General features: G+C 44.4%; 8 protein-coding genes. 2 read left to right on the top strand and 6 right to left on the bottom strand.

Annotation, left to right across the window (positions count from 1 at the left end; all coding sequences use genetic code 11):
• Positions 1-565: 565 nt before the first annotated feature.
• From P5683_RS20115 to ctpB, 3 genes are all read right to left on the bottom strand, one after another.
• Entirely contained in the window at positions 566-922 is a 357-nt protein-coding gene (locus tag P5683_RS20115; protein WP_006622565.1) for a hypothetical protein, read from the bottom strand.
• A gap of 324 nt (positions 923-1246) precedes the next feature.
• The gene (locus tag P5683_RS20110; RefSeq protein WP_006622566.1) at positions 1247-2413 is read right to left on the bottom strand and encodes an S-layer homology domain-containing protein; all 1167 of its coding nucleotides are present in this window, start codon (positions 2411-2413) and stop codon (positions 1247-1249) included.
• Between the two features lie 106 nt (positions 2414-2519).
• Positions 2520-3803 carry a carboxyl-terminal processing protease CtpB gene (gene ctpB / locus P5683_RS20105; protein ID WP_006622567.1) on the bottom strand — a complete coding sequence of 428 codons (1284 nt, stop codon included), beginning with the start codon at positions 3801-3803 and terminating at the stop codon, positions 2520-2522.
• A gap of 324 nt (positions 3804-4127) precedes the next feature.
• On the opposite strand from ctpB, the gene P5683_RS20100 reads away from it, so the two are divergent.
• Positions 4128-4946 carry a hypothetical protein gene (locus tag P5683_RS20100; RefSeq protein ID WP_035758947.1) on the top strand — a complete coding sequence of 273 codons (819 nt, stop codon included), beginning with the start codon at positions 4128-4130 and terminating at the stop codon, positions 4944-4946.
• A gap of 15 nt (positions 4947-4961) precedes the next feature.
• Here P5683_RS20100 and P5683_RS20095 read toward each other — a convergent pair whose 3' ends face one another.
• From P5683_RS20095 to P5683_RS20085, 3 genes are read right to left on the bottom strand one after another with little or no spacing between them, the layout of a single operon-like run.
• Positions 4962-5663: a response regulator transcription factor gene (locus P5683_RS20095; RefSeq protein WP_315640972.1), complete on the bottom strand. Its 702-nt coding sequence runs from the start codon at positions 5661-5663 to the stop codon at positions 4962-4964.
• A gap of 43 nt (positions 5664-5706) precedes the next feature.
• Positions 5707-6519, bottom strand: a complete 813-nt coding sequence (locus P5683_RS20090; protein ID WP_006622570.1) for a sulfite exporter TauE/SafE family protein — start codon at positions 6517-6519, stop codon at positions 5707-5709.
• A gap of 10 nt (positions 6520-6529) precedes the next feature.
• Positions 6530-7501, bottom strand: coding sequence for an acetamidase/formamidase family protein (locus tag P5683_RS20085; RefSeq protein WP_006622571.1), 972 nt, complete (start codon positions 7499-7501; stop codon positions 6530-6532).
• 66 nt (positions 7502-7567) lie between these two features.
• On the opposite strand from P5683_RS20085, the gene P5683_RS20080 reads away from it, so the two are divergent.
• Positions 7568-8968 (top strand): mechanosensitive ion channel domain-containing protein, encoded by a 1401-nt coding sequence (locus P5683_RS20080; RefSeq protein ID WP_315641986.1) that lies wholly within the window; start codon positions 7568-7570, stop codon positions 8966-8968.
• The last annotated feature ends 96 nt before the right edge of the window (positions 8969-9064 follow it).

The following is a 9064-nucleotide window of genomic DNA, read 5'->3' as shown; positions in this document are numbered from 1 at the left end:
CAGCGATCGCCATCCCGGTTGTCAACCCCTCATCTCTCTCGTCGCGCCGATTTTTTTTTAAGTTTTGTTAAGTTGAAGTTGGGGGGCTATGAATCGTGGCTTAACCTGAAGGTAGGTTGAGGAAAAAATCAAGCATATAGCCATGTTACCCCCACGGCTTCAATTATAGCGATCGCCATCCCGGTTGTCAACCCCTCATCTCTCTCGTCGCGCCGATTTTTTGTTAAGTTTTGTTAAGTTGAAGTTGGGGGGCTATGAATCGTGGCTTAACCTGAAGGTAGGTTGAGGAAAAAATCAAGCATATAGCCATGTTACCCCCACGGCTTCAATTATAGCGATCGCCATCCCGGTTGTCAACCCCTCATCTCTCTCGTCGCGCCGATTTTTTGTTAAGTTTTGTTAAGTTGAAGTTGGGGGGCTATGAATCGTGGCTTAACCTGAAGGTAGGTTGAGGAAAAAATCAAGCATATAGCCATGTTACCCCCACGGTTTCAATTATAGCGATCGCCATCCCGGTTGTCAACCCCCCACCCCTCTCGTCGCGCCGATTTTTTTTTAAGTTTTGTTAAGTTTTGCGACGTTTAAACGTAAGTTTGATAGTCCCATGATCGAAGTTGTCACTACAGAGGCTAACTTCTCCGTTGCCATTAATTCTGACAGACAATTCCACCTGGTCAAGCTGCATGGGAGATTTTTGGGAGTTTCCAGAGGCTTGCTGCATTTGAAACGCTTGCTGTTCCGCTTGTAGAAATACATCACCAATTACTAATAAAAATTGACTCATATTTTGCTGCATTTTGTGCGCCGGGACTGCTACCCTGTGGGTCTGTGATTCTGTAGGAGTGTCAGGGGATGTTGAGGGGTTAGGGGAATCTTGGGTAATAATCCAGATACTTTTGGGAATTTGGATAATTTCTGACATAGACTAATGGGGGATGATGGTTAATTATTAACTTAATGTGATGATTGTAGCTTAAATATGGTGGTTGATGTCTAATGATTGAGATATGAAGAAGGAAGCCGAAAAGATTGAGTTTCACTAGGTTAATGGGTCTGGTGGGGGCGGTGCAATATATGCGATCGCATACAAGATAGACTTTCACAAGGCGCGCCATGGCAAAAATATCACCGTGGGGAACATCTCCGATTTGGGAATATTTAACTATTTTGGGTGTCAAAAAAAAGCGTCAGAAAAATCTTATATCTCTGACGCAGGCTAATTGTTAATGTATGAAACCCACAACATTTAACGAGTAACCAGGTAATCTGACTCGATAGGTTCAGCATCACCCGATCGCACTAATACTTGATAAATCATGACAATAGCCTCTGCTTGACTGACGGACTGATGAGGATTAAAAGTATTGCGATCTGGATGACTGGCGACCAAACCCGCCTCAGTCGCCGCCGCCACTTGACCAATAGCCCAATCAGGAATTTGATCAGCATCGGAGTAAACTTTGAGAATTTCCTGGGGATTATTGGGGGTAGGTAAATCCAAACCACTGACCAAAGCCACCACGACCTCTGTATGAGTCATTTCTTGATTAGGTTGGAAAACTTCCCCAGGATAACCCCGGAGAAAACCCATTTTGGTAGCTTCTTGGATCGCCTGATTAGCCCAATGGTCTTGCGGTAGATCCTGAAACTTAATATCAGGTTGAATTCTGTCAGTTTTGAGGGATTGTTGCAACTGATGAGCAAACTGTCCCCGACTCACTGGCTGATCTGGGTTAAATGTACCATCTTCTGCACCGATCGCCTGATTATGGTCAGCAAAATAAACTACAAAATCCCGCGCCCAGTGTTCCTCTGGTACATTAGCCAGTATAGTTGTAGCCGAATCTGGAGTTACAGCGGTCTGGGTGGGAGTGGTTTCTGGTGTTTCGGCGGTAGTTACAGGGGAACTGGGAACCTCTGAGGTTTCGGTGGGAGTAGGAGTTTCAGGGGGTGATGTAACCGCCGCCTCTGTGTCTGTGGTCGTGGTTGTTTCGGCTTCTGTTGTGGGTGATGAAAATAAGGGGAGAGTAGCCGGAGTTGACTCGGTGGTGGGAGAGGCTATTTGTAAACCTTCCAAGTTTAGCCAGCTTAGTGTCAATCCTGTAGATTCGCTGCTGACTGTATCTGAAGGTCCAGACTTAGACTCTGGGGTGTATGAGGAAGAGATTATAGAGGTTGTGCTGGAGGATGCTTGACGGACTATATCAGAGACATTGATTAAACTCCGATGATCTGAGATAGTTTCGGGTTTAGCTGAGAGTAAGCTAAAGCTGCTTTTGGGTTCGATCTTCCCAAATACCCAAAAGAAGACAAACCCCATAGTTGCGATCGCCAAAATAATCGCCAGCCATTCCTCCATAGTTGGGGGTGATTGTTTCCGTGGCTGTAAATCAGCCCGATCTGATTCTGACATAGGAATTTTTTGCTCTTGAACATTCCCCTCAAGGTTAACTGTTCTCGATGACCATGACAATCAAAAAAAAGGGTGGCAGTTGAAATTTGGTTGCCACCCTGATAGATTAGTTAACTGCCATGGGATGAGACAAATCACCATTAAGAACTAAGATCGCCTTAGCATAGCCAGGATCTTGGTGAGTTCCAATCAAATTGGGATCACTAGCTAGTTGCTTTTTCTCTAACTGAGTCAATTCGATGGAAATATCGGGGGTGACACCTTTCTGGCTGATGTCTGTACCGTTAGGGGTATAATAGTGGGCGATGGTGACAGCCAAGCCGGAACCATCAGATAAGGAAAAGACGGACTGTACCAGGGCTTTACCAAAAGTCCGAGTTCCCATAACCATAGCCCGCTTGTTGTCCTGCATTGCTCCTGCCAAAATTTCACTAGCACTGGCTGAGTTATCATCAACTAGGACAACGGTGGGTAAGTCAGTTAAGGCTGTATGATTGGCGCGGATTTCCTGACTTTTACCGTGGCGATCGATTGTACTAACGATCGCTCCTGAGTCTACCCACATCCTAGCGATATCAATGCTGCTGCGTAACAGTCCCCCAGGATTTCCGCGTAAATCTAAGACAAATCCATCTACATTTTGAGCCAGGAGTTCTTTAATAGCTTGTTGCATCTGTTCAGCCGCATGGGAGTTAAACTCCTGTAGTTGAATGTAACCAATCTGGCGATCGCCTTCTGTATTGAGGCGATAGCGGACGGCTTCTAGTTCAATGCGAGCGCGGGTAAGGGTCAGGTCAAATTGTTGAGCTTCATCGCGACTGATGGTTAAAGTGATGGAAGTTCCCACCCGACCCCGAATTTTCTCGGCTGCTTTTTCTACGGTCATCCCTTGGGTAGACTCGCCATCAATGGCTAAAATGCGATCGCCTGATTGGATTCCCGCTTCCATGGCTGGGGAATTTTTAATAGGATTAACTACTGTAATTTGGCGAGTTTTCTCATCCAAAGTCAGTTGCATTCCCACCCCAGAAAGTTCTCCCGCTGTTTGATTGGTGAGGCGTTCATACTGCTTAGGATCGAGAAATCGGGTATATGGATCGTTGAGTTTTTCTAAGGCGTTACGCAGTTCTGTATATGCTTCTTCTGGAGAGGAATATTCTTTACTGAGAAGCTGTTGTCGAACTTCCAGCCAGTCGATCCGGTTGAAACTGGGGTCTACATATTCTCGATTAACAATCTGCCAAGCCTCGTCAATGACGGCTTTCGGACTATTTTTTAAGGTAGCATTTACTGAACCACTGAGCCCTGGAATCGTTAAAGCGGAAATGGTGACTATGGCTCCACTTAAAACGGCGCGCAAGGGGGAAAAAGGTCTAGTAGCTTGATTCATCTAATCTTCCTCTGGCTGGATTCTCTGGCTGGATGCCTAAATGATATTTTTATAGGGTAGCAAAAGCAATCCCTATACAGTTGACATTAAATAATAGTCGATAGCTTTAAAATACACCTGGGAAGGTATGTTAAAAGTCAGCTATCATAAGGCTGTTGTCCAGGTATTATACCCGGATGGTGTGATCATGATACTGGATTTGATGATGATACCGAACTCCGGGAGCGATTGTGTGTCTGAAGACATTATACAAGCATAATTTATCTATTGTCATCTTTTTGTACAATAAGTTTTAGGGAAATTTTAGATTTGGGGGAACCTCCCATGTCATCTTTGGCTGTGAAACGGTTTGAGGGTCTTTTTCCAGTGGCGATCGCGGTTGTCGCCCTGGGTGCTATCATTGGGGTGCAAATCTATGCACCGGGTGGGGCTAGGTTGGGCGATCGCTTTTCTGAAGAAAACGGCCCGCAGTTGACCACTACCGAAGCCGAAAGGCAGGAGCAGAGACTGGCTGCTAATCTCGAGATTGTCAAAAATTTACCCACTTTAGGCTTTGATAACCTCCTTGCTAATTGGGTATTTCTGAACTTTCTCCAGTATTTCGGAGATTTGGAAGCGCGGAATTTGACGGGTTTTCAACTCAATGACAATTTTTTTGATGTGATCTCCCGCCTCGACCCTAGATGGATAGATATGTACTTATTTTTATCTACCGCTGTTGGTTATTACCAAGCTCAACCCGAACTTTCCGTAGAATTGATGCAGCGGGGAACTGAGGCGCTGTCTCCAGAATTCCCCGGTGCTTGGCGATTATGGCGGTTAAAGTCTCTTGATGAACTATTACTCCTGGGCGACACTCCAGCAGCCATAGAATCCCTAGAAACCGCCTCTGAGTGGGCGCAAGCTAGTGGATATGAGCCAGCAGCAACCCTATTTCGGGATGCGGCTAATGGATTGCGGGACAATCCCGATAGTGTGCCGATACGCATTAACGCTTGGCTAACAGTTTACTCGCAAACCATGGATACTTTGGTTAGGGAGAGAGCGCTAACAGAACTGGAAGCGTTGGGGGTGGAAATACAGGAGGGAGAGGACGGAGAGTTACGATTTTTTGTTCCCCCACGACCGGAGCCGGAAAATTAAGGACTGGTTGAGGTGTTAGGGGTTGTCCTCGAATTTGTAGCCAACTCCTGTTACAGTTTTGATGAAGGTGGGATGAGATGGGTCGGGCTCAATTTTTTTCCGTAGTCTAGCTACATGGGTATCAACTACTCGCTCATCCCCAAAAAAGTCATCTCCCCATAATTTATCGATTAATTGGGTACGACTCCACACGCGACCGGGATAACTTAGAAAGGTGGCTAATAAGTTAAATTCTAAGGTGGTCAGGTCTAAAGGTTCGGTATTACCATGGTTTTGAAAGTTGGCTTTCCTTTGGTCAATATCAACGGTAAAATGAGCGGTTTGGTAGGTTTGGGTCTGTCCTCCCTGGCGGAGACTGCGACGCAATAAAGCTCTAACTCTGGCTACTAATTCCCTAGGACTAAAAGGCTTGACCATATAATCGTCGGCTCCGGTAGACAGACCGACTATGCGATCGATTTCTTCTCCCTTGGCGGTTAACATTAAAATGTACGGGTCTTTTTGTCCGGGTTGTTGACGAATACGAGCGCAGACTTCTAAACCGTCTAAACCGGGAAGCATTAGATCGAGAATAATTACATCTGGTCGTTGTTGTTGAAATATCTCTAATGCGCTTAATCCATTCTGGCTAATTTGACAGGAAAATCCTTCCGCCTCTAAAGTCCGACGGATAAGGAGAGCAATTTCTGGTTCATCTTCGACAATTAAAATATTCATAACTTACTCCGATATTGGCACAGTGGAAAGGTTACAATACAGGTTACAGACTAGCCCGCCAAAACATATAAATTGAGAGTATTCCTAACAGTGTCCTAAAGGCTAAAGTGACAATGCGATCGGGTAATTTTGGTAAAAATCTGGTGCTAATTTGTACTCCGACTAATCCTCCTAAGCCTAACATAAATCCCTGCCCCCACAGCACATTTCCCTGTATAGCGTGTCCGATACAAGCGGAAGCAGCAGTAATAATAATTACCCCCAGGCTGGTCTGAATGGAGGCTTTAATGGTTTCCCCTAAGAGGAGAATTTGCAGGGGAACAATAATCACACCGCCCCCAACCCCAAAGAGTCCGGCTAGGAGTCCGGCGAGACTCCCGGTAATCATAAAGGCTAGGTATGGGTTAATGGTTTTTTCGGGCTGAGTAGAACCGGGGTTAAGTTGTTCATCTAGTTGCTTTTTGGCGATGATATCCTGGCGGACTTTGACTAAGTAAATATTCAAAAGCAGTAAACATCCAAAGCCGAATAACAACCAAGATGATGGTAATAAATCAGCAATATAAGACCCAAGTATGGCAGTAATTACGGCAGAAAATCCAATTGATATTACCCGCTTCACTCGCAAAAAACCCATCCGCCAATTTTGGATGCTTCCTGATATGGCGGTAATTAGTACCGAGAAAATACTGGTGGCTACTGCTTGATTACTCACATAGCCAAGGGTGACTAAAATAGGCACTAATACTGTGCCGCCTCCAATTCCTAAAAATCCGGCTAATATTCCAGCTAAGAGTCCGGCGAGGGCGAGGGTTAAAAGTTCTGTTGGGGATAAGGATAAGAGTTCCAAAATCATTAGTTAAGGATTAGTTAAGGGGAAATTGGAAAGTTTCTGGTAAGATGGATTTGGCGATCGCACCATGAACCCCTTTTTGGGGGCTATTAACTACTTGGGTAATGCGGAAGTCAACCCCTAGGGAACAGAGAATATAGGCTTCTTCTGGGGAAATTCCTAGGATTTGCACTAATAGGTTAATGGTACGTTCTAGGGTAGACTGAAAGGCATCATCCAGGGTATGACCAAAACCCATGGTGATTATATCAGTTGCGGTTTCTGCTAGGGGGACATCTAGGGAACAGTTTTTGTGCAGAATAATTTTAATTGTGCCATTCATGGAAGTTTCGATCGCTGTGGTGTTGACTTCACCGCCTCCCTGGGCTGCGTGTCCGTCTCCCAGGGAAAATAGGCCACCGGGAACCAGTACGGGAAGGAAAATGCGCGACCCGGCTTGTAATTCTGGGTTGTCGATGTTTCCCCCATAGACTCCTGGAGGTATGGAAGACTGGGAGGTTTCGCTGGCGACTCCTAAAATTCCGAAAAATGGGCGCAGGGGAATTTTTACCCCACTTTGGGGGGGAAATTCGGCTAGATTTCGGGTAAGATCGAGGTTGATAAATCGCAATTTCGGCTGGCTAAATCGTTGCGGTAGGGCTCCCCAACCGGTTCTGATAGCATTAAACCCTACATTTAAACGGGGGTAAATTGACTCTAACTGGATTTCTAAAATATCTCCGGGTTGGGCATTTTCGATGTAAATGGGACCAGTGAGAAGGTGAGGACCAGGACCGACAATTCGTTCCGGCGACAGGCGGCGACAAAGTTCGATAAATTCTGGGGTCAAAAATCCTTCTGGGGCTTGATTATAAAGGTAATAGCCTGTGTAGGTTTCTACCTGAATGCGATCGCCTGATGCGATGACTAAGGCTGGCTCTAGTTCCGGAGAAAAGCCTCCTACATGGGTGGTGTTTGCTGTGGCTTTCAGAGTATAATTAACCATCTTAATATGAACATTATTCAGTATTTGATAGGGTTCTTTTGGGAGGCGTTCACTCGACCGATAAAGTTGGGTGAAATTTCTCTTTCTATTCAGTTAATTGTCACAGTTATTTTAGCTTTCGTTGCCGTTTTTTTTGTTTGTACCTTTCTGAGTAATTTACTCAAAGATAAGATTCTTGTCAAGTTAAAGTTTGATGAGGGTAGTCGAGAGGCGATCGCCACCATTTTCCGCTATTTTACCATTACTATCGGCTGTTTACTAATTCCCCAAGCTGCCGGAATTGATATGAGTTCCTTTACTTTCCTGGCTGGTGGTTTAGGTATTGGTTTGGGTTTTGGTTTCCAGGGACTCGCCCAAAACTTTGTCAGTGGTTTAATTTTATTATTAGAAAGACCCATTAAAGTTGGCGATTATATTGAACTTGATAAATTGGAAGGAACTATCCGCAAAATCTCCATTAGGTCTACTGTAATTGTGACTAATGATGATATTTCGATTATTGTTCCCAATCAGATTTTAGTGAGCAATAAAATCATTAACTGGAGTCATGGTAATGTACTTAGCCGCATTCATATTCCGGTGCGAGTCGCCTATGGAAGTGACCCAGTTTTAGTCACCGAAGTTTTGCTATCGGCCGCCCGTCAAGAACCGAGAGTATTACGCCACCCCAAGCCACAAGTTTGGCTAAGAAATTTTGGCGAAAATTGTATTGATTTTGAATTGTTAGTTTGGATAGAACTTCCTAAAGCTAGGCTACCTATTCAAAGTTCTTTAAATTATATCATCCAAAGCAAACTGTATCAAAATAATATCAACATTCCTATCGCCCAGCGAGACCTATGGATTAGAAATACTGAGGAACTTAAACAGGTATTTGCACCAATTATCGCTTCTTCCCAGTCTGCTAAAATAAAATCCGCCACTACCACTGAATATCAGGAATTAGAAAGGCAAAATATGTCCCTACAAGCATTATTAAGGAAGGTAGTTTATTTTGAGGGTCTGAGTGATTTAGCATTATTAGGGTTAATTGAAATGGGCTACCGAGAAACTTTCGCACCTCATCAATTTATTTTCCATGAAGATGATCCAGGTGATGCTTTTCATATCATCTTATCTGGGGTGGTAGAAATTTTGGCGGAAAGGGCTAATAAGCATATTCGTGATTTATCAGCGGGAGATTTTTTCGGGGAATTAGCATTAATTATGGGGATACCTAGAACGGCGGCGGTAAGGGCTAAAGAAACCACTATTTTGTTTGTGGTTAGTCGTGATGTATTTCAGCGGTTTTTAGGGAGTTATCCCCAGGTAGCAGACCAAATTGCCGAGAAAGTAGCTGAACGAAAAGAGGAGTTAGTACAACGTCAAAAAATGCTCCGAGAAATGGGTATTTTAGGGGATGATGATTTAGATAATAATCCCTTAGTATGGATTAAACAACGCATGAAGTCTCTATTTGGTATTTGAGATCAAAGTATCTGTAGGGGCGGGTTCACCGGGCTATATCATAGTCACAGATAAACCATATAAACCCGCCCTATCCCCGCCCAATCAAAGTATCTG

This window comes from Limnospira sp. PMC 1279.21 (assembly GCF_032349615.1).
Lineage (GTDB): Bacteria > Cyanobacteriota > Cyanobacteriia > Cyanobacteriales > Microcoleaceae > Limnospira > Limnospira fusiformis.
Note: the sequence above shows the minus strand (reverse complement) of the source record. Positions and strands in the feature narration are given on the sequence as shown.